This window comes from Vibrio sp. YT-17 (assembly GCF_033337375.1).
In the GTDB taxonomy this organism is placed as follows: domain Bacteria; phylum Pseudomonadota; class Gammaproteobacteria; order Enterobacterales; family Vibrionaceae; genus Vibrio; species Vibrio alginolyticus.
Genome location: NZ_JAWOQP010000018.1, coordinates 1 through 21073 on the forward strand (window position 1 = coordinate 1; position 21073 = coordinate 21073).

A 21073-nucleotide genomic window follows, 5' to 3' on the forward strand; every position below is an offset into this window, starting at 1 on the left:
TGCCGACATGATGGCACCTCCCAATATTCAGCGACATAGCTGAGTGTAGTGCAGGTGTGGGGCGTACCATCTTATTAGCGTTTTAGTTCACATGCTCCGCCTGACGTTACTTAATTTTGGCCTATAAAAAATTTTTATTCATTGCAAATGAATGAGCAATGACAATCATTCAGTTTTCCCTTAAAGCCAATCACACCAATATCTAGATCACTGATTTCTTAGCTTGCCACTGCTAGCGTGTGTGTTTCTTGATGTAAAACAGGAAATAACACACATGGCACTACCCACGCTCACCGAGGATAAAGGCAAAGCTTGACTCTTCAAGGTCATTACCTAAATACCAGAGCTAAATGCTTGTCTAATGAGGTTATTCTTGGATAGTGGAATGACAACACTAGAGATATACCGCATCCAAGTTCGTGATATTGTGAAGAAGAATGGACAGTTAACAAAATTCTTTGCGGTTAAAAGATGGTGAGCATCCTAGCATACTAATCGGTAGAAGCACTTTTGCAGTATGACTGGAACATAATGACGTGAACGTACCAATCATTCATTTGATGATTGGGGATAAGTCATTAGAAACAACATTGAGGCTAATATAAACAGATACTGTAAGTATGTTAGCCATTGCTGATATGGAGTTTAAAAATAAAACATATGCTGAACAGTTGTGTTGTAGTGGTCAACTAAAATTTAGAGGGGCACCTTGTATATGGAAAGCTTCGTCTGTTTTTTATAGTAGAATAGACATAATATACAACAGGTTAAGTTTTATTGAATAAGGGAAGATAATGCAGAAGTTACAGCCAATTCTTTTGATAGGATTATTTTTACTGGCAGGCTGCGAAAAAGAAGCTACCCCAACACATCCGCTTATGCGGCAAGAATTGGTTGAAATGATCAAAGCAGGTAGAGATGTAACTCAGGTAGATGTTTCTAAAATTAAAGATATGAGTAGACTTTTTGCTCATAGGCATACATTTAACCAAGATATCTCTAGATGGGATGTTAGTAACGTTACTAACATGTCCTATATGTTTCATGATGCTAAAGCGTTTAATCAGGATATCTCTGGATGGGATGTTAGTAACGTTACCAATATGACCAATATGTTTAGCCATACTCATTCTTTCAACCAGAACATATCGGGGTGGAATGTTAGTAATGTGACGGATATGACAGCCATGTTCTTTGCGGCTAGGACCTTTAATCAGGACTTGAGTGCTTGGAATGTCTTGAATGTGGCCAACTATATGACTTTCAATTACGATGATGATGAAATGACTTCAGCGCTGACGGATGAGCATAGACCCAAATTTCTTCCAATGAAGGTTACTGTCGATGATATTAAGGCGATGCTCTACTTCAAGGAGGATATATCAAACGTTGATACTTCTGAAATAACAGATATGAGTAAGCTTTTTTATGAAATGCATTCCTTTAACCAGGATATTTCTAATTGGGATGTTAGTAATGTAACCAACATGGCGGGAATGTTTTGGAAAGCAGACTCTTTTAATCAAGACCTATCAAAATGGAATGTCTCCAATGTGACCAATATGAGAACTATGTTCGGTGGTGCTAGCTCTTTTAACCAAGATATTTCAAACTGGAACGTTGGCAAGGTTGAGGATATGAATGGAATGTTTGCTAAGGCAAAGTCTTTCGATCAGGATATCTCAAGCTGGAATGTAAGCAAAGTCAAGACTATGGAAGGTATGTTTGCTAATGCTGTATCATTCGATCATAGCATAAATCTCTGGGATGTAAGTAATGTTGAAAATATGTCCTACATGTTTTATCTGGCGAGAAAATTCAACCAAGACTTATCAGAATGGGATACAACTAGTGTACGATATATGTCGTATATGTTTCATGGAGCGAGTAAATTTAATGGAGATATCTCATCTTGGAACACGGGTTCTGTGCACTACATGAAAGGTATGTTTTATCAAGCAGAGAATTTTAATCAAGACATCTCCAACTGGGATGTTACTGGAGTGAATAGTACTTATATTATGTTCTACGGAGCCAAATCTTTTAATCAGGACATAAGCAATTGGGATATAAGAAATATTAACTCAATGTGGGGAATGCTTCATGGTACAGAGTCCTTCTCTTATGATTTATCCGATTGGGCTCTTGATTCTATTTTATACGCAGATCCTGAAGAATCTACTCTTTAATCCTTTCTCTAGATTTCCTATAGTTAAATCACTGATAAAGCATGTACATTTGCGTGGATACTTATTTCTCTAAATAAGCGTTCTCAATTGTAAACGGTATAATCTAATTGGTACACACACCAAAAGGATACAGTGCTAGGACTGAATGGCCCAAAAAGAGTCAGCCTAACGGTCTGGCTCTTTTGAATGAAAAAATAGTCTGGTGGGAGAACTTGTAAGGCTGTGGCAGGTTACACTCACTTACTCCTTAGGCAGGTGACCAGTTTCCTTCGCAAGCTTTTGCATCGCCTCAGCAAACGTTGTTGTCCCGCCTTTAGCTTTAACCTGTATTACCTTATATCCCAACTTTTCCAACGCTTGGCGCTCTGCCAAAACAGCTTTGTCATTGTGTTGGCTACCTTGAGCTGGCTGATGAATGTAACATCCCTCTAGTTTACCATCTTCGACCAATTGGTGATGTTTCAGTGCATCGATATCAAAATTCATAATAAGTCTTTTCATTAAGAGTGGGAGTTTCTGTGGCTAGTTACATACGCTTCAAAGGCTTCACGACACTATCTAAGCCTTCAATTTTGAGCGCTAAACATAGCTTGAGCAAATCCCCTAGCTCGCCGCTTGGCCAGCCCTTTTTATCAAACCACAGTAAGTATTCTTCAGGCAGGTCGATTAACACTCGCCCTGCATATTTCCCAAATGGCATTTGCATTCTAGCGAGTTTAATGAGGTTTTCTTTTTCTAACATAAGTGACAGAGAGTTAAGGTAACTCGTCCAAGGGTAACACTGGTTCTCCCTCCTCACCAGCAAATCGCAGTCACGTTTATTTTTGGCGGCCTTGACTCGCTTTATGCTAGAGTACGCGGCATAAAAAATGAGAACGAGAAAGCAATGAAGTCACCTTGTCGAGCTGCATGTAAAAATAACGCCGGAATATGCTCTGGTTGTCACCGAACGATGGATGAAATCATCCAATGGAAAGACAAAACCGATCTCCAACGAGATGCGATTATCGAACAAATCGCAGGAGAAGATTCAACGCACAGTTGTCCTGAGTGCGGGACTCAAGCCCATTGTGATATCGCCGCAGGCAAAGAGACATGCTGGTGCTTTACTATAGAAACCCGTGATTTACCCAAGCCAAGCGCCAACCAGCTGTGTTTGTGCCGAAAATGTCTAGAAAAAAAGCCAGTCGCGTAATACGACTGGCTTACTGACATCGTTTTCTGACTGGTGTTTATTTAGCGGTTAAAGCGGACGCTTCAAACTTAATGCCTTCCCACCCTGTCACCATAAAATTACGAATATTCTGGTGATCGCTGTTCTCTGGATACTGCAATACATCTTCACGATAAAAACGGCCAAAGCAGGCTAGCGTCGCTTCTTTGTCTAGGTTGTTTAGCAAACCGAAAGCGAAGATCTTACACGAACCGTTGTTCTCGCCTGCATTGTTTTGTGTCTCACCATTTACAAAAGCGGTTGGCTCAAACGTATAGTTATCTTCGATCACCGCCATCGTTGCTTCAAATTCGACCTGCTCTGGTGACGCTGCCAATAAATCTAAAAACGATTTTAATTCCATTATTCCTCTATCCCTACTTCATCATATTGATGACACATTAGTTTCATAAAAAGCCAATATAAGAGTCATCAATCATACATATATTCAGAGCCTTACCAAATCACACGTCATTCAGCGCTCTATCATTCCAGTTGCGGAAATGGACAGCAGCATAAAACCCATGCTGATTGACAACCTATCGGATTGATAAGGAGATATCATGATCACCCCTTTAAAGGCAATCGGTGCACTCGCATTGTCATCACTTGCCATCGCGTGTTCATCACAACCCGAAGATACCGTGGCTTCATTCGCTACACAATGCAAACCTACCACTGCACCCGTTACTGGGGAAACTTCAATTCAAGGGTTAACGTTTATCGGGACATCCGTTGCTGATGCTCCATTCGATACATCGGCAGCTGAAATCGTCAGTTATGACGCCTGTACAGATAAGCTCTATGTGGTTAATGCTCAAGAAAAACGTGTCGATGTAAGGTCTATGGATGACAACGGCGTACCAACGCAAAGCGCATTCATCGATCTCAACAGCGCTGGCGAAGCAGCGGGCATTGAAATTGGCGCAGCAAACAGTGTCGCTGTATTCAATGGTTTGGTAGCTGTTGCGATTGAAAACAGTAATAAACAAGCGAATGGTATTGTTGGCTTGTACCGCTCCGACGATTTGTCATTAGTCACGACTTTCCCAACAGGCGCATTGCCAGACATGGTTGGCTTCTCAAAAGATGGCCGATACATCGCAACCGCTAATGAAGGAGAACCAAACAGCGATTACAGCATTGACCCTGAAGGTAGTATCACTTTGATCGATCTGAGCCTTGGTGTTACTCAAGCAGAAGTGACACAAATTGGCTTTAACGAATTTGATGGTTCACGAAAAGCAGAGCTCCCAATGAATGTGCGTATTTCGGGGCCAAACGCCACCGTCGCACAAGATCTAGAGCCTGAATACCTCACTTTTGCAGATAACGGTAAAATCTATGTCGCGCTACAAGAAAATAACGCCATGGCAATCGTCAATCCAGAGAGCAAATCGGTAGAAAAAATTGTTGGCTTAGGTGAGAAGTCTTGGTCGGGCGCTAAACTCGATGCATCCAACAAAGACAAAATCATTGGGAACTTGAAAAGCTACCCACAACTGGTTGGCTTATTTATGCCTGACACTATCGACAGCTACTCAGTGAATGGGAGTACTTACATCGTATCTGCAAATGAAGGCGACGGGCGTGAGTACGGATTCAAAACCACTCAAGAACTGTGCGACAAAGCTGGCTTTATGTGGGATGAAGACGATTACCTCGGTACAGATGAATATACATCTGAGCAAGGAACCTGTTTAAGCCATATTGATGAAGTGCGCGGTAAGAAGCTGAAAGTAGCAGCAGAACACCCATTGGCAGAGGCACTAAAAGACAACAAACAACTCGCGCGTTTAAAAGTGATTAAGCCGGAACAAACGCTTTCTGCACAAGAGAATGTTCAATCATTTGGCGCGCGTTCATTCTCGATTTGGGATGAAAACGGCAAGTTGGTCTTCGATAGTGGTGACGATTTCGCGACTATCGCGCTGCTGAATGAAGGCAAGAACTTCAACAGCACCAACGATAACAATAATAGTGGCAATGACCGAAGTGATGATAAAGGTATTGAGCCAGAGGCGATTGAAGTAGCACAAATTAACGGTCGCCATTACGCGTTTATCGGCTTGGAGCGTCAAGGCGGTATCATGATTTATGACATCACAGACCCGAAACAAGCGCAGTTTATGCATTACGTAAACCGCCGTGATTACAATCAGCCAGTATGTACAGAAGTCGAAGATGGCGAATGCATGAACGACACATACAATCCAAAAGCAGGCGATTTAGGTCCAGAGTCCATTAATTACTTTACCCGTAACGGTGGTCATTTTATCGTCGTTGGCAATGAGGTATCGGGCACGACATCCGTCTTCCGAATCAATCTATAAAGTAATGTAAAAGTCATTTAGAACCAAAACGCCCGACGTAAGCCGGGCGTTTTTTTGTATGAGGTAATGTCCTACTCTGCCGATGCTAGCGCGTCACACTTTGATGCGCAGATAAAATCGTTTTTATGCAGACCTTTGATGGAGTGACTCCACCACGTTACGGTAACCATACCCCATTCCAACAAAATAGAAGGATGGTGGAACTCATCTTCTGCCAGTTCCGCGATTTTGTTACTGAAAGCCCATGCTTGTTTGAAGTTCTTAAATTTATACACCTTTTCTAGTTGAGGTATGTCTTCTCTTTCAATGATCTGCCAATCAGACAATTGCAGCAGCAGAGATTGTTGTTCTTCTTTGCTTAGTGCAATGGCATCGATACTACAAGCTTCGCATTTTTGTTCATTCAACATGAGCAGGTTCCTTTGGTTCAAAAAGTGGAGGAAGCAGTCCAGCTTCAATCGCTAGATCGGCTTGTTTCAATAAATTCAACTGACTGATTTTAAAAAGCTGAGAAAAGTCAACAATCACGTAGTACTTCGGTTGCATGATGTCGATACGATAAGGCGTTCTCAGCACAGTTTGTAATTCAAATGGGTCGCGAATTGCTGCATCACTCTCTAATGCGTAGAGGGTTTCGCCAGGAGATGAAAGAATACCACCACCGTAAATTTTGGTTTTGTCCCCTTCTTTCACCAAACCAAACTCTACGGTAAACCAGTAGAGACGAGCGAGATAGGCTCTTTGTTTTGGGGTAGCGGCTTGCCCTAGTTGACCATAATGCTCGGTAAATGCAGCAAAGTCTGGGTTGGTTAACATCGCGCAATGACCAAATATTTCGTGGAAGAAATCTGGCTCCTGTAAGTAATCGAACTCATCTCTTGTACGCAAGAATGTGGCGACTGGAAAGCGCTTATTACCGAGTAGATTAAAAAATCGGTCGAAATCAATAAGCGCGGGAACGGGCTCCACTTGCCAACCTGTTGTCTCCATCAAGACACGATTAATTTCTGGTAACTGAGGAACGCGGTCTTGAGGTAAATCAAGCAGCGTCAAACCGTGTAAATAAGCCTCACAAGCTCTGTTTTGGATCACACCCATTTGTCGTGTTACCAAATCTCGCCAAATGGCGTCTTCTTCACGGCTCCATTCAACCCTGCCTTCCTGGTTTACGGGTTTAGAACGATACTGGGTCATGGCTCATCTCCATTAACAAATCCTTTACATTAAGCCTATCTGTAGTCTTAAGAGCTTCCAATCCCTGCGCGATTTTCTCAGCATCATCCCGATGTAACATATTGTTTACAACTCATCGTAACTGCATGATTTTTATGACACGATATAATATCTGGCTTGTTTGACTTTATCGTGTATTCCTCTCAAACTAAAACCTGTTATCACTTTGTTATAGAGGGACCTATGCGCGAGAGCAGCAAAGTATGGCAACCGAGCGAAAGTCGTATCGAAGAAGCCAACATTACACAGTTTATTGAACACATTAATCGACAAGGAAATACCCTTGAAAGCTTCGCTGATCTGCATCAATGGTCACTCGATCATGTAGAAAAATTTTGGCAGGAAGTTTGGCTATTCTGCGACGTCATTGGCACTCAGGGAGAGACCATAAAAGAGCGAGCAGAAAGTCGCTGGCAGCAACCTGTTGAAAATAGGGATATAAAATGGTTCCCAAACGCGCAAATTAACTACGCCGAAAATTTGCTAACCTACGCGTGTCACCAACCCGATGATCTCGCGATTTGGTTTGAAAATGAACGTGAAGAAAAACAGACCTACACCTGGAAACAATTGTGCGAAGAAGTTTCGAGTGTGCAGCAATGGTTGAAAGAATGTGGAATTAAGCAAGGTGATGTCGTCGCTGGTTATTTACCTCACCTACCTCAAACGGTAATAGCTATGCTAGCAACCACCAGTTTAGGGGCGACCTGGACTTCCACCTCACCTGATTTTGGCGTCGAAAGCGTTTTGGAGCGCTTTGGTCAAGTGAAACCCAAAATCCTGTTTACTTGTGATGGCTATACATTCAATGGCAAAACTTTCGATATGTCTAAGAAAAACCAGCATATTGCGGATCATCTTGATGGTCTTAAACAAGTTTGCCAAATTAGCTACCTTAAACCACACATTTTTGAATGCGATGTCTGCACCCAAGATTGGCAAAATGTCCTGAATCAATACACCCCCGAAGCGCTGACTTTTACTCGTGTGAATTTTAACGATCCGCTATTTGTGCTCTATTCTTCAGGCACAACAGGCAAACCGAAATGCATCGTTCATTCCGTCGGCGGAACGGTGCTTAATCACTTGAAAGAGCATCAACTGCATTGCGATATCCAACCGAACGACCGAGTGTTTTATTACACGACCTGCGGTTGGATGATGTGGAACTGGCACGTTTCTTCACTCGCGAGCGGTGCATGTTTGGTGATTTTTGATGGTAGCCCTGTTTACCCCACTCATAATGTGCTCTGGGACCTCGCAGAACGAGCCGAAGTGACGCTGTTTGGAACCTCAGCAAAATACCTAGAGGCGCTGGAAAAAGCACCTTTTTCTCCGCAGAAAAGTGATGCATTTCCAAGTCTGAAAACCATTTGCTCAACGGGCTCTGTTCTGTATCCAGAACAGTTTGATTATGTCTATCAGCGCATTAAAGAAGATGTACACCTCGCCTCGATTTCTGGCGGAACAGACATTTGTGGCTGCTTTGTATTGGGCAACCCTATTTCTCCCGTTTATCGGGGAGAGTGCCAATCAGCAGGGTTAGGGGTCGATGTCCGAGTCTTTAACCCACAAGGTAGTAGCGTAATGGGAGCGCGCGGTGAGTTGGTTTGTGCCAATTCATTACCCAACTTCCCTGCTGGCTTTTGGAACGACACCGGTGAGAGATATCATCGTGCTTATTGGGATAAATTCGACAATATTTGGCACCACGGCGATGATGTTGAACAGACCCGCGTTGGGGGATACGTATTTTATGGTCGAAGTGATACCACGTTGAATCCTGGTGGCGTAAGAATCGGCACGGCCGAAATCTATCAGCAAGTGAACTGTATAGACGGTATTCTAGATTCGATCGCAGTAGGAAAAGAAGTCGATCGCAACGAACAAATATGGCTGTTTGTCCAATTAGTCAAAGGGGTAGAGCTCAATGACGAGATGATCGCTTCCATCAAAGCACAGCTAAAGTCTGCATGTTCTCCAAGGCATGTACCTAGTGCAATTTACGCAATAAGCGATATACCTAAGACACGCTCAGGAAAGCTGGTCGAGTTAGCCGTTAAGCAAGTCGTTAACAACCGAAGCGTCGAAAATTTAGGCGCAATAGCCAACCCTGAAGTGCTGGAGGAGATACGCAGGATAGTCGTCTCAAAATAACCTCCGAAGACTAAGTTGTTCGAGTATGTCCTTGCCTGCACCACGACGCTTGTTTAGAGCAAGTGAAGTTACATATATCCTCAGCAGATAAGAAAAAAGCGAGCTTGTTAGCTCGCTTTTGTCATTTTTTGTTCTTTATTCAGCGGTATTAGCGACGACCAAGCCCCATTAATACCGACATTGTTTTACCATCAGATGTAATGTCAAAAACGTGTTGCGATTCAACTTCAGTAAAACCCGCTTCTTTCAGTGCACGCTCAGACTTCGCAAGGGTAAAACCGTCTTGTTCACATTCTGCAATCCAATCAAAATGAACAAAATAGCCGCCGTGGTTAAGTAGAGAATGCGAGATCGTTAATGACGCGTCTAAGTCTTCCACAAACGCTAAAACTGATGATGCAACCACCAAGTCGAACTGTCCACGAAAGGCCGGATGCTGAGCGACCAAGCCGCGAGATAATGCATCTACCACAGGTTCTACGTTGACGAGCTCTTTTTTATCGAGTTCCTCAATCATGGCTTCCGATGCGTCTAATGCTACGATGTCTTTAACCATCGGTGACAATCGTTGACTTAACTGCCCTGTTCCGCATCCAAAATCTAGTACTTTAATGCCATCAAGCTGAGTTAGCTGTTGTAACTGCTCAAACACCGACTGCGCAAATTGCTCTGTTGCTGGATTTGATTCCCAGTTTTTTGCTAAGCCGTCCCAATCTTGTGCCATCGTGGCCTCCATGTTCACTTTTTGTAACCCACATAGATTACCGCAAAACCGTTAAAAGACCATAGACTTATCTGGCGGATTCGCGTTTTTTTCGATAATCTTTCATGGCTTTGGGAGCGCATCTGCATAATACCCAAATTATTTGAATTCATTTATTGGTTGTGTCAAATCATGAACTTAACTCAAGTAGAAGCCTTCTGCACCATCGCTGAGTGTGGTTCTGTTTCTGAAGCGGCAAGGCAACTCGACTGCAATCGTACCAAACTCAGTATGTCGATTAAGGCATTAGAGAAAGATCTCGACGTTGAATTGTTTAACCGAACTGGCAACCAGCTCACCCTCTCTGAAGCTGGGAAAGCCATTTACAAAGATTGCGAACACCTACTTATCATCGCACAACGGGTCAGAAAGACCTGCGCTCAAATCTCGGAAGGGTTTAACGCGGAAGTTTGGGTAGCACGTGACGACTCCTTACCTGATGATCTCTGGCAAGAGTTATCTCATACATTGAATAACCGCTTTCCTTCAACAACCTTCAACTTAATCTTGGCATCCAGTGGCGACTTAGCCAACTTGGTCAGTACCCACCAAGTAGATTTTGCTTTCGGCGTTGATTATGAGCGAGTAGACGATCCTCGTATCGTATATAACCCATTAGGCAAGATACGTATGATGTCAGTATGCAGTGTAGAACACCGCCTAAGTAAGATGCGCCGTGTCTCAGACGAAGATCTACGTAGTCAGATGCAAGCACTAATGGTGTACCTAAATGAGAAAGACAACCCTGAACTGCAACCTTTCTCGACTCGATATATTGGTTTTTCGAGTTTTGACTACATGCTGAACACCATCTTAGAAGAAGACGCTTGGGGCGTGCTTCCAGAACCATTAATCCGCCATTACCTTCGTCAGCAGAAGCTCGCCGTTATCAAACACACATACGGATTGACGCAAGAAGACTACTGTATGTTTTCACCTAACGGCCATACTGAGCATCCAGCAATGACGTGGTTAGCAGATAAATTGAGCGAGTATTTATTTGACTTCTAAACATTTTATCAGTGAGCGTCAATTTTACTGACACCAAAAAATCACAGTAAGCCATTGTTTTATAGGAATATAAATAAAAACGCAATTTTTTAGATTAGTTACTGGTCACTTTGTGGTTGCCTAAATTACCTTATGAGCGAAGAATAGTAAGGTATTAAAATTCAAAGGCATCTTTTATGTGTGACAGGACAAGCAAAAACGAAAACCGTATTCTAACCATTTCAGCCCTTTTGGCATCTGGGTTCGCTGCTGGTGGTATGGTACTTGGCTTGCTTGTAGGATCAATTGTCATCGTGTTTGACGGTGTTTACTCTTTGGTCAGCTTACTGTTAACTTTATTGTCACTGGCCGCTTCTTACTATATTAACAAGCCTTCAAAATCTGTATTCCCATTTGGAAAAGCGGTCTTAGAACCAATCGTTATTGCGATAAAAGCAGCCGTCATTTTAGTGGTTGTAAGCTTCTCTCTCTACTCTGCGATATCAGCATTGATGTCTGGAGGTCGCGAGGTCGATGCTTCTATTGCGACCTTATTCGGCATCGTGAATGTTATCGGTTGTGGTTACGCTTGGTGGTTTATGGCGAAACGCAGCCGCCGCTTCTCATCAGGCTTGATTGAAGCGGAGAAAAAACAGTGGCAAATGGATACTTTGTTGAGTGTGGCGGTGACCGTAGGATTTATCTCGGCTTGGGCTGTTTCACTAACGCCATTCTCTGAGTATGCGGTATATGCCGACCCCATGATGATGGTTTTGATGGGCTTTTACTTCCTCAAAGTACCGTTCGATATGCTAGTAGGTGCCTTACGTGAACTACTAATGATGGCACCAAGCAAAGAGCTGTGTCAGAGCGTTGGCAAAGATGTTCTTGAGATTGAAAAAGTAACTGAGCATCAATTGAAACTGGCTGGCGTAACGAAGGTGGGCCAAGAGCTACGAGTAAATGTGGATGTACATATTGATGACGACACATTGGAGCTTGATACACTAGAGCACACTCGTAAGCAGCTTATCAAGCGACTGTCGAAGCACAGATTCAAGCTTCAACTACACTTGAACGTCGCTTATTAGAGTGCCACCAAAGAGCCGTTAAAACTCAATAAAAAGCTCCCAATCTCGGGAGCTTTTTTAATTTTTTCGATTTAGTTGCTTCGTATTCGAATACAGCTCGCAAAGGAGATCTGTTCGTTGCTCACTTAAACTCTCTGATCTCGTTGGTAACTTACCCAGCCGCTTCGCGCTTCTCTTTGGTGACTAACCAACACATCAGCGAGCCCACCGTTACCATCACAACGCCCTGCCAAAAGCTATGGCTCAGAGTTACGCCAAGAATAATGGAAGAAAACAAAGCGGAAAAAATGGGCGTGAAGTAAGACAGGGTGGCGAGAAAAACCATATTGCCGCCAACGATCGCGATGTTCCATAAACCATAACCACCAGCCATTAAAGCCGCAGAAGCCACTAAGTACCCCATCGCTTCCCAACTGAATGTCATTGGTGGCTCATCCGTAAACGCATATTTGCCCCAAAGCGAAACAGCTGTTGCAATGAAAAACAGGGTAATCGCATTATGTTTAGATTGCTGCCTTTGGGTTAAGTTGCAATAAAAAGCCCATATAACCGCGCCAGCGAAAGCCATAAAATACACCAGAGGGTTACTACTAACATTGGACATGATCTGAGTTATGGATAAGCCATTCTCACCGCTCACAGTCCAAGCAACCCCAACAAACGCCAGCGTAACTGCTGGATAAAGCAACCAGTTTGTTTTTTTATTGCTGCCAAGGACCGCAAATAAAACCGTCAGTGCGGGCCAAAGGTAGTTGACAATCGACACCTCAATTGCCTGCGCGCGCGAGTTGGAATATCCCAAAGATAGAGCGAGAAATATTTCATAACAAACGAACATCGCACCACCAAGCACAAGATACTTGGGAGAAAAGTAAGACAACTTTGGAATACCGACCACGATAAGAAGGAAAACAGAGCTAAGAGAGTACAACATGGCTGCCCCGCCTACAGGACCTAAACTCTCCGTAACCAACCTCGCGATGCCAAGCAGACAACTCCAAGAGAGAATCGCGATACAACCATAAAGTGTGAAACGAAATTGCACTGATTTCATGTGACCTACCACTCACGAATGCCAAAGGAAACGTCAGCTTAACTCAAAAATGATCAGGTTCAACGTACTGTTTTATAAAAATCAGTATAAAAATCATTCTATTAAGCCGTTGGAGTTGATATGAAACATTTTCTGCCCTCTAGTGTTATGCTTACACCCTTTGTTGTGCGCTACTATGATGAAGATGACAACGAGAGTGAAAACGTTAAAACACACTCGGAAACGCATGGTCTAGATAGCGAAGAGCAATCTAAGGAACGTTCAGAGTAAAGGAATCCAAACATGAAAAAAGTCGCAGTCATTTTAAGTGGTTCAGGCGTTTACGACGGTTCTGAGATCCACGAAGCAGTGTTGGCGCTCTACGCCATCGAGAAAGCAGGGGCAACTTGGCACTGCTTTGCACCTAACATTGACCAACTCCATGTCATCAATCACCTAACTGGTGACGAAATGGATGAAACCCGTAACGTCTTGATCGAATCAGCTCGTATCGCACGCGGAAACATTGACGATGTTGCCAAACTTAACGTTGATGAATACGATGCCCTACTGCTTCCAGGTGGATTTGGTGCTGCGAAAAACTTAACCGACTTCGCCGTTTCAGGTGCAGAGTGCTCCATTAACACACACGTAGCTCAAGCTTGTCGCGCGTTTGCTAATGCGAAAAAACCAGCTGGCTATCTATGCATCGCACCAACCATTATCCCGATGATTTATGAGCAAGGCGTGAAAGGAACGGTAGGCAACGATGAGGCAGTCTCAATAGCATTTAATCAAATGGGCGGTGAACACACCACGTGCTCTGTCGAAGACATCGTTTTTGATGAAAAACACCTCGTACTTTCAACCCCTGCTTACATGTTGGCAGAAAATATCTCTCAAGCGGCTTCAGGTATCGAAAAGTTAGTATCAAAGCTGATTAAAATAGCTTAATTATTAGTAGTTATCTTATAAAACACTTCTCTATCCCCATTGATAATTAAGTTATTAATGGGGATTTTTTATACTTTAGTCGAATTTAGAGATATATCCGCGTCAGAAGTCAATTTCTGCCAATCGTTTGCGTCCATAGTTTCATATTTGTTCTACTTTATATCAGTGTTGCACTTATACGCAGTGCAACAAGATCACTGTCACAGTTTTTCTCTTGCAAGTACCTCTAAGTAGGTAAACTTGCTTCAGATCAACTTCAATCTGGAAACGAATGTGCGACAGTAAATGGCAAATTAAGAAAGATTATTAAAAATAACGACGGAGCTATCCAATATGACAAGTGCATTTTTTATCCCTACGGTAAACCTAATGGGCGCTGGTTGTTTGAAAGACGCAGCAGACAGCATCCAATCTCAAGGCTTTAAAAAAGGTTTGATCGTTACGGATAAGATCCTTAACCAAATCGGTGTAGTCAAACAAGTTCAAGACCTTCTCACTGAGCGCGATGTAGCAACCGTTGTGTTTGATGGCACTCAACCAAATCCAACTATCAGCAACGTTAACGACGGCTTAGCACTTCTTACTGATAACGAATGTGACTTCGTTGTCTCTCTAGGTGGTGGTTCACCACACGACTGTGCGAAAGGTATCGCGCTTGTTGCTTCTAACGGCGGCAAAATCGCAGATTACGAAGGCGTAGACCAGTCTGCAAAACCAATGATGCCACTTATCGCAATCAACACGACGGCAGGTACTGCATCTGAAATGACGCGTTTCTGCATCATCACTGACGAAGAGCGTCACATCAAGATGGCTATCGTTGATAAGCACACAACACCGCTTATCTCGGTAAACGATCCAGAGCTAATGCTCGCTAAACCTGCTTCGCTAACTGCGGCAACAGGTATGGATGCCCTAACTCACGCGATTGAAGCTTACGTATCTATCGCAGCAACACCAATCACTGATGCGGTAGCAATTAAAGCGATTGAGCTTATCCAGGCTTATCTACGCACAGCAGTGAAAAACGGTGAAGATCTAGAAGCTCGTGAACAAATGGCATACGCGCAGTTCATGGCGGGTATGGCATTCAACAACGCGTCTCTAGGTTACGTACACGCAATGGCACACCAGCTAGGTGGTTTCTATGACCTTCCACACGGTGTTTGTAACGCGATTCTTCTACCTCACGTACAGCGTTACAACGCGCAAGTATGTCCTGAGCGTCTACGTGACGTAGCAAAAGCAATGGGCGTAAACGTAGAAGGCATGTCTGCTGAAGCAGGTGCAGCGGCAGCAATCGACGCTATCGTTACTCTAGCGAAAGATGTGGGTATCCCAGCAGGTATCAAAGAGCTTGGTGCGAAACTGGAAGACATCCCAACACTAGCAGACAACGCACTGAAAGACGCTTGTGGTTTCACTAACCCTAAACAAGCAACTCACGAAGAAATTTCTAAGATCTTCGAAGAAGCGATGTAATCTCGCTAACTAAACAGTTCTCTAGCCTTAATTCAATCCCCGATCTCGTATCGGGGATTTTTTACATTCATATACAAGTGAATCTCTGCCAAACATAGTCTTTTAGTGTTAGCTTTTAAGTATTAACACGATTCATATTGGAAGGAACCATGAGAACGATTGCTGCTGCCCTACTCACTTGTTTATCCTTTTCTGCCAACGCTGCCGAATACCGCGCGAACGAGGTGGCGAATGGATTTCAGATCCCTTGGGGGATCGAGTTTTTAGATAACCAACGCGTTATCGTCAATGAAAAGAACGGTACGGTTTCGTTGCTGGATATCACATCAGGCAAACCTCAAAAGCTGTTTAACGTCCCCAATGTGAACACCAGTGGACAAGCTGGTTTATTGGATGTTGCACTCGCACCGAATGCCGATACGCAAAACCCGCAACTCTTCTTTACCTACAGCAAGCGCACGAGTAAAGGCAATACGGTGGCGTTAGCGACGGCGCAATTGCAAAACAATCAACTTGTGGGTTGGAACGATCTCTTTGTTGCTGATGCCATCACCGACACAGGGCGTCACTACGGCAGTCGACTTTCATTTGTAGACGACAAAGTTTATTTCTCAATCGGTGACCGTGGCGAACGTGATAATGGGCAAGACACTCAAACCCATGCTGGCAGTATTCTGCGCCTTAACCTTGATGGTTCGGTTCCGCAAGACAACCCATTCAAACCTTCCCAAGCTCGTCCTGAGATATGGAGTTACGGGCACCGCAACCCACAAGGTATGTTTTACGACGAAGCAACAAAACAGCTGTGGTCTATTGAACATGGACCACGCGGCGGCGATGAAATTAATCTAATCAAGAAAGGCGCGAACTACGGCTGGGCAAAAGTCTCTCATGGTAAAGAATATTGGGGTCCGTTGGACGTCGGTGAAGCTAAGTCGTTACCGGGAATGGAAGATCCCAAGCTGGTATACGTCCCTTCTATCGCACCCAGTAATATGATTTTGTACCGTGGTGATAAATACCCAGAGTTGGACGGAAAAATCCTCGCCGGTGCCTTGAAGCTGGCGCACATCAACGTGGTTTCTATTGAGAATGGCAAGCTCACCGAATCAAAAAGATTGATGGAGAATCTTGGTGAGCGAGTAAGAGATATAACCATCAGCCCCGATGGTTATATCTACTTTTCTACCGACAGCGGCAAAATCTTTCGTCTTGAGGAAAGGTAATCAAACACTAAAATCGTTAAGACTATTTAATTTGTGACGTACTAGTGATTTATTTTCGTACAATCTAAGCAGAAGAATCTAAACTTAACAATAACCTTTTGTTTTTTAAAACGATAGTTCGGTTAAGTTGTACGAGGTCATTATGATTCCATTCCCTTTACAGCTCGATAAAATTAAAGCCGTGGTGTTTGATTTGGACAACACCTTGGTGAGTTCTGATATGAACTTCGGCGAATTGCGACAACAGCTTGGCTGTCCGCAGAGTGAAGATCTATTGGATTTTGTCGACGCACTTGAGCATCCTCATCATCGAGAGCACGCTCATAACGTGATATTTGATTACGAGATTTCTGATGCTGAGCAGTCTGCTCCAATGATTGGCTGCCATGAATTGCTCGCCCACTTGCATCAAAATGAAATCAAAACCGCTATCGTGACGCGCAACTGCCAAATCGCCACTCAGCGCAAACTAGAGCACAACCAAATCTCAGTAGAACGAGTCATCACTCGTGAATGCTTCCCGCCCAAGCCAGACCCTTTGTCTCTGCAGGTATTGGCGAAAGAGTGGCGTTTGATGCCTGATGAAGTGCTTTATGTCGGCGATTACCTTTACGACTTGCAGGCAGCGTATAACGCGCAGATGCCCTCTTGCCTTGTGCACCATGGGAATCAAGAAACCTTCAATGACTCAGCCTCGTTGGCGCTTAATGAACTCAGCGATTTACTGAGCCATTTCCAATCCTTACCACGCAAATAAAGCGCACACATAAAACACGCAAACAAAAAAAGGGGCACCAGCGTGCCCCTTATGACTTATTCCCGATTGTTTCATGCGTTCCCAAGGATTGCTTGGGTGATGCGCTGCTTAGCCTTGTAGGTAAGCGTTAAGCATCCACATTAATTTTTCTTGCTCACGGATGTAGTCACCCATCAATGCCGCTGTACCTTCGTCATCTGCTTCACCCGCGTTTTGTAGAATCTCACGCTGTTTTAGAAGCAGAACGCTAAAGCCTTGAACCAGACCTTGTACACACTCCTCACCAGAAGTAGCGTTTTGATGTTCTTTAATTTCACTTGCTTCCAAGTAGTTGCTGAATGCGTGCGCTGGCGTGTGACCCAAAGTTAGAATACGCTCTGCAAGCTCATCGATTTTTGTTTGTAGATCAGTGTAGATCTCTTCAAATTTTACGTGCAGTTCGAAGAATTGCGCACCTTTAATGTTCCAGTGGTAACCGCGAGAGTTCATGTACAACACTTGGTAATGCGCTAACAGTTGATTGAGCTGTTGAGCTAGTTGTGCTGATTGTTCGCTGTCTAGACCAATTAGGCTTACTTGTTTGTTCATAATCTTGCTCCTAGAAGGATGATACCAATCGTAGTAACGAACGATTCTCTTACCGGGATTGGTATAAAGTTTAAAAATTCTTTTGCAGTATTTGCTGCCGATGGAGTCATATTACGACTCCGGCTCGGCGAAGAGAATTTGGTTTTAGCTATGATTTAAATAGCCAAATCCAATGAGCAAGCAGACGAATATCGGCGTATCATCCAACAAAAAGCCCCAACCCTTTTTGTGTAAAAAGGATTGGGGCTTTTTTACTATTTGGTTAACGTTCAAAAGTCGATGAAAGATGTAAACCTTATCTACGCCGTTTTGAAAGTTGCCATCTGTTGATTCAGCTCAGTAACTTGCTCTTTTACTTGCAATGATGTCTCTGATGCACGTTGGCTGTTATTCGAAACTTCATCCACTGATTGAGTAATACCGGACATCAATCCAGTGATCGAATTGGTCGCATGAGATTGCTGCTCTGCCGCTGCTGCAAGTTCTGCCATTTGCTCATTCAAGGAACCTATTTGCTCAGTAGTAACAAGCAAACGAGTTACCGCTTTTTCAATGTGCTCAGCGCCCTGCTCCGCAAGTGATTGACTGTGTTCAATCTCCTCTACCACCGAATTGGTCGAGCGTTGAATCGCATTGATGATACCGTTGATTTCTGTCGTCGATTGAGTAGTGCGAGTCGCTAACATACGTACTTCATCCGCCACAACCGCAAAGCCTCGTCCTTGGTCACCCGCACGCGCTGCTTCTATCGCGGCATTCAATGCCAGTAAGTTAGTTTGTTCTGCTAAGCCTTCAATCACCTCTGTAACTCGGCCAATGGCTTCGCTCTCTTTGCTTAACTGCGTCACCTGCGTACTCGCGGTTTCAATGCTGCCGTGCAAACTTTCCATAGTGACTTTGTTTTGCTCTAAAGCATCACGACCTTGTTCAATCTCGCCTTTTGAATCAGAAAGCTTCTGCACTGATTGGTTGGCTTGATCTAGGGTGTTACGCGCGGCTAAAGCGATTTCATCCAATTGGCTTCCCATTTCAACAATGCTGGTCTGTTGCTGTTCTACATTCGATGAAGTGACTTGCGCCGATTCCAACAAAGCCCCCATACTGGTATCCACTTGGTGCGCTTTCTCACTCACCCCTGCCACGATGCTCGCTAACGATTGGTTCATGCGGTTAATCGAATCGGTAAGGTCTGCCAATTCATCTTTCCCAACAACAGTTAACGGAGGCTGAGAAACGTCCCCTGAAGCGATCGTCTTTGCACGCTCCGATAAGTTTTTCACTCGGCGACCAATGGTGTTGCCCATGTATTTTGAAATCGCTACTGCGGCAAACAAAACCAATGCCGCGGCAATCAGCATGGTGGTGAGTACGTTTTTGATCGACTGATTAATGCCCTGTCCACTTTGATCTGCACGACTTTGCTGAGCCAATACGATCGTTTCTAAGCTTTGGTCTAGTGCATCCGCTGCTGGCAACAGTTCATTCGCCATTAACAAGTTTGATTCGTTCCACTCTGGCGATTGACGCAATGCAATTACCTGCTCTGCTAAAGGAAAGTACAGTTGCTGCATTTCTTTAAACAGTGACCACAAAGATTGGTCGTTATCAGTAAGTCTGTCGAGTTTGCTATCGATTTCCGCCACAGATTGATTGTGGTATTTAATCAAGTCGTGGTATTTGTCTAGGTGATCTTGCTGCCCGTATAACAGGAAATCTCGCAGTGCAGACAGTGCATTGGCGAGCGAGGTATAGCTGTCGGCATAAACTTTGAACAGACGTTTTCTGTCTCCACCGAATGGGTTTCCTGACTCTTCGTTGATTAAGCTTTGAAGCTGGTCAAGTGCCACTTCTGCAATGGGTGCCGCTTCGTTAATAAAGAGGTTGTGTGCGGGTAAGTTCTCATCACTGTGGCTAAGTTCAATCAGCTTGTTTAGAGAAACTTTTACCGCGTCCCACTGGCTTTGGATCGCTTGAAAATCCTGTTCAGAGATCAACGCCTGCAACGTTGGAAGCGACTCGTCTGTAGATGCCATGATATTACGCACGTCCTCACTCAGACGTGCGCTCGCCTCTTCATCGCCACCTAGCAACATGTAGGCTCGAATCGAGGACAGCGACGCTTGAACGGACTGTTGGATACCGCGACTGGTGTCGACGGTCGGTAAATCGGATTTAAGTAACGAAGAGGCGTATTGCTCTACGGTAGTGACGTTGCGATACGTGAATACCGCTGATGCCATAAAAAGTACGGCTAGCAGCACAAAACTGAGCTGCAACTTCCCTGATATCGTAAGGTTCATCCATAAACTCCTGACAACGATGAGCCTTAAATATAACGATGTTTACAAAAATGTTAAATACAGGTGTCAAAAGTTACTAAGAAAACCATGTAAACCACTATTTTAAGCCTATAAATAGGGCTTATTCGAAGTATGGTATGCGCTCACTACGTAAAATCAGATAATTAACGTAAGTCGTTTCTAAGCAGTCTTGCTCCCACAACGAAAGAATCCGCTTAGTGGCGAAGTAGTAATCTTTATTACGCAGTAACACGCCCACCGTGCGACTGAGCTGCTCAAAGCGCTGTTGCTCATTAGCAGAGATGTCATTGTCCTCATTTTCAATGATGGGCGCCAATCCATCGGCAAACCAATTGTTCAGAATTTCACGCATCTCAAGTTCTGACTCCGGTACATCGATACTCGACAACTCGCGATGCTGTGGTGGCGGTACTATGTACTTTGACGCTTTTGGTGAACTGACATAACGGTACATGTCGCTCCTCCTTGTAAATGACTCTTATACCCAAGTGACTTCAAGATGCAGGATTCAGAGCGTTGTCATTGATTCGGGGTCAAGGAAAACAACGCAGCGTAATAGTCAGCTCTTTCCAAGTTGTTTGACACAGAAACCGAGTCAATGACACGCTCCCGAAGGGCGAGCTGTCTTGGTTTGTATACTTTGTTGTCGATTCTTGATTTAGACCCACTAGACCTTTAAATCGCCGCCGCGTCTACAAACCAAGCCATTCTCGCTGAACCTAACATCTCGAGGTTACTTGGGT

Annotated in this window: 21 protein-coding genes; 11 read left to right on the forward strand and 10 right to left on the reverse strand. The window is 43.9% G+C overall.

Features of this window, described 5'->3' with window-relative positions; genetic code table 11:
• The first annotated feature begins 794 nt into the window (after positions 1–794).
• Positions 795–2189: a BspA family leucine-rich repeat surface protein gene (locus R7F67_RS16785; RefSeq protein WP_053303747.1), complete on the forward strand. Its 1395-nt coding sequence runs from the start codon at positions 795–797 to the stop codon at positions 2187–2189.
• A 240-nt stretch (positions 2190–2429) separates the two neighbouring features.
• On the opposite strand, the gene R7F67_RS16790 is transcribed toward R7F67_RS16785, so the two are convergent.
• Together R7F67_RS16790 and R7F67_RS16795 are read right to left on the reverse strand one after the other, a co-directional pair.
• Positions 2430–2675, reverse strand: a complete 246-nt coding sequence (locus R7F67_RS16790) for a hypothetical protein (protein ID WP_005375556.1) — start codon at positions 2673–2675, stop codon at positions 2430–2432.
• A 40-nt stretch (positions 2676–2715) separates the two neighbouring features.
• Positions 2716–2931 (reverse strand): DUF3820 family protein, encoded by a 216-nt coding sequence (locus R7F67_RS16795; protein ID WP_005375557.1) that lies wholly within the window; start codon positions 2929–2931, stop codon positions 2716–2718.
• A gap of 144 nt (positions 2932–3075) precedes the next feature.
• Here R7F67_RS16795 and R7F67_RS16800 point away from each other — a divergent pair, with 144 nt between their 5' ends.
• Positions 3076–3384, forward strand: coding sequence for a cysteine-rich CWC family protein (locus tag R7F67_RS16800; RefSeq protein WP_080276966.1), 309 nt, complete (start codon positions 3076–3078; stop codon positions 3382–3384).
• A gap of 37 nt (positions 3385–3421) precedes the next feature.
• Here R7F67_RS16800 and R7F67_RS16805 read toward each other — a convergent pair whose 3' ends face one another.
• The gene (locus R7F67_RS16805; RefSeq protein ID WP_017634382.1) at positions 3422–3766 is read right to left on the reverse strand and encodes a HopJ type III effector protein; all 345 of its coding nucleotides are present in this window, start codon (positions 3764–3766) and stop codon (positions 3422–3424) included.
• A 199-nt stretch (positions 3767–3965) separates the two neighbouring features.
• Here R7F67_RS16805 and R7F67_RS16810 point away from each other — a divergent pair, with 199 nt between their 5' ends.
• Positions 3966–5735 (forward strand): choice-of-anchor I family protein, encoded by a 1770-nt coding sequence (locus R7F67_RS16810; RefSeq protein WP_017634381.1) that lies wholly within the window; start codon positions 3966–3968, stop codon positions 5733–5735.
• A gap of 71 nt (positions 5736–5806) precedes the next feature.
• Here R7F67_RS16810 and R7F67_RS16815 read toward each other — a convergent pair whose 3' ends face one another.
• Together R7F67_RS16815 and phhA are read right to left on the reverse strand one after the other, a co-directional pair.
• On the reverse strand, positions 5807–6145 hold the full coding sequence (locus tag R7F67_RS16815) for a 4a-hydroxytetrahydrobiopterin dehydratase (RefSeq protein WP_054577129.1): 339 nt from the start codon (positions 6143–6145) through the stop codon (positions 5807–5809).
• Positions 6135–6929, reverse strand: a complete 795-nt coding sequence (phhA, locus tag R7F67_RS16820; protein ID WP_318057279.1) for a phenylalanine 4-monooxygenase — start codon at positions 6927–6929, stop codon at positions 6135–6137. Before phhA ends, R7F67_RS16815 begins: the two co-directional genes overlap by 11 nt.
• A gap of 222 nt (positions 6930–7151) precedes the next feature.
• Between phhA and R7F67_RS16825 the strand changes: the two genes are divergently transcribed.
• The gene (locus tag R7F67_RS16825; RefSeq protein ID WP_318057280.1) at positions 7152–9125 is read left to right on the forward strand and encodes an acetoacetate--CoA ligase; all 1974 of its coding nucleotides are present in this window, start codon (positions 7152–7154) and stop codon (positions 9123–9125) included.
• Between the two features lie 148 nt (positions 9126–9273).
• Here R7F67_RS16825 and R7F67_RS16830 read toward each other — a convergent pair whose 3' ends face one another.
• Entirely contained in the window at positions 9274–9849 is a 576-nt protein-coding gene (locus R7F67_RS16830) for a class I SAM-dependent DNA methyltransferase (RefSeq protein WP_017821100.1), read from the reverse strand.
• A 171-nt stretch (positions 9850–10020) separates the two neighbouring features.
• Between R7F67_RS16830 and R7F67_RS16835 the strand changes: the two genes are divergently transcribed.
• A complete protein-coding gene (locus tag R7F67_RS16835) occupies positions 10021–10899 on the forward strand; it encodes a LysR family transcriptional regulator (protein WP_005375568.1) in 879 nt (292 codons plus the stop codon).
• A 176-nt stretch (positions 10900–11075) separates the two neighbouring features.
• The gene (locus tag R7F67_RS16840; RefSeq protein WP_053303754.1) at positions 11076–11969 is read left to right on the forward strand and encodes a cation diffusion facilitator family transporter; all 894 of its coding nucleotides are present in this window, start codon (positions 11076–11078) and stop codon (positions 11967–11969) included.
• Positions 11970–12120: 151 nt separating this feature from the next.
• On the opposite strand, the gene yddG is transcribed toward R7F67_RS16840, so the two are convergent.
• Positions 12121–13023 (reverse strand): aromatic amino acid DMT transporter YddG, encoded by a 903-nt coding sequence (gene yddG, locus R7F67_RS16845; protein WP_176311616.1) that lies wholly within the window; start codon positions 13021–13023, stop codon positions 12121–12123.
• 120 nt (positions 13024–13143) lie between these two features.
• Here yddG and R7F67_RS16850 point away from each other — a divergent pair, with 120 nt between their 5' ends.
• The 5 genes from R7F67_RS16850 to R7F67_RS16870 all read left to right on the forward strand — a co-directional run bounded on the left by R7F67_RS16850 (position 13144) and on the right by R7F67_RS16870 (position 17421).
• A complete protein-coding gene (locus R7F67_RS16850; protein WP_017634379.1) occupies positions 13144–13293 on the forward strand; it encodes a hypothetical protein in 150 nt (49 codons plus the stop codon).
• Between the two features lie 12 nt (positions 13294–13305).
• Positions 13306–13956, forward strand: a complete 651-nt coding sequence (elbB, locus tag R7F67_RS16855) for an isoprenoid biosynthesis glyoxalase ElbB (RefSeq protein WP_170893319.1) — start codon at positions 13306–13308, stop codon at positions 13954–13956.
• Positions 13957–14289: 333 nt separating this feature from the next.
• A complete protein-coding gene (yiaY, locus tag R7F67_RS16860; protein WP_042521463.1) occupies positions 14290–15438 on the forward strand; it encodes an L-threonine dehydrogenase in 1149 nt (382 codons plus the stop codon).
• A 149-nt stretch (positions 15439–15587) separates the two neighbouring features.
• Complete coding sequence (locus tag R7F67_RS16865; RefSeq protein WP_186585193.1) at positions 15588–16664, forward strand: PQQ-dependent sugar dehydrogenase; 1077 nt, start codon at positions 15588–15590, stop codon at positions 16662–16664.
• A gap of 142 nt (positions 16665–16806) precedes the next feature.
• A complete protein-coding gene (locus R7F67_RS16870; protein WP_005375585.1) occupies positions 16807–17421 on the forward strand; it encodes an HAD family hydrolase in 615 nt (204 codons plus the stop codon).
• A 108-nt stretch (positions 17422–17529) separates the two neighbouring features.
• Here the strand turns inward: R7F67_RS16870 and R7F67_RS16875 are convergent, their stop codons facing one another.
• The 3 genes from R7F67_RS16875 to R7F67_RS16885 form a co-directional block, all read right to left on the reverse strand.
• On the reverse strand, positions 17530–18009 hold the full coding sequence (locus R7F67_RS16875) for a Dps family protein (RefSeq protein ID WP_005388254.1): 480 nt from the start codon (positions 18007–18009) through the stop codon (positions 17530–17532).
• Positions 18010–18308: 299 nt separating this feature from the next.
• The gene (locus R7F67_RS16880; RefSeq protein WP_053303759.1) at positions 18309–20309 is read right to left on the reverse strand and encodes a methyl-accepting chemotaxis protein; all 2001 of its coding nucleotides are present in this window, start codon (positions 20307–20309) and stop codon (positions 18309–18311) included.
• 121 nt (positions 20310–20430) lie between these two features.
• On the reverse strand, positions 20431–20784 hold the full coding sequence (locus R7F67_RS16885; protein ID WP_033906832.1) for a hypothetical protein: 354 nt from the start codon (positions 20782–20784) through the stop codon (positions 20431–20433).
• Positions 20785–21073 lie beyond the last annotated feature (289 nt).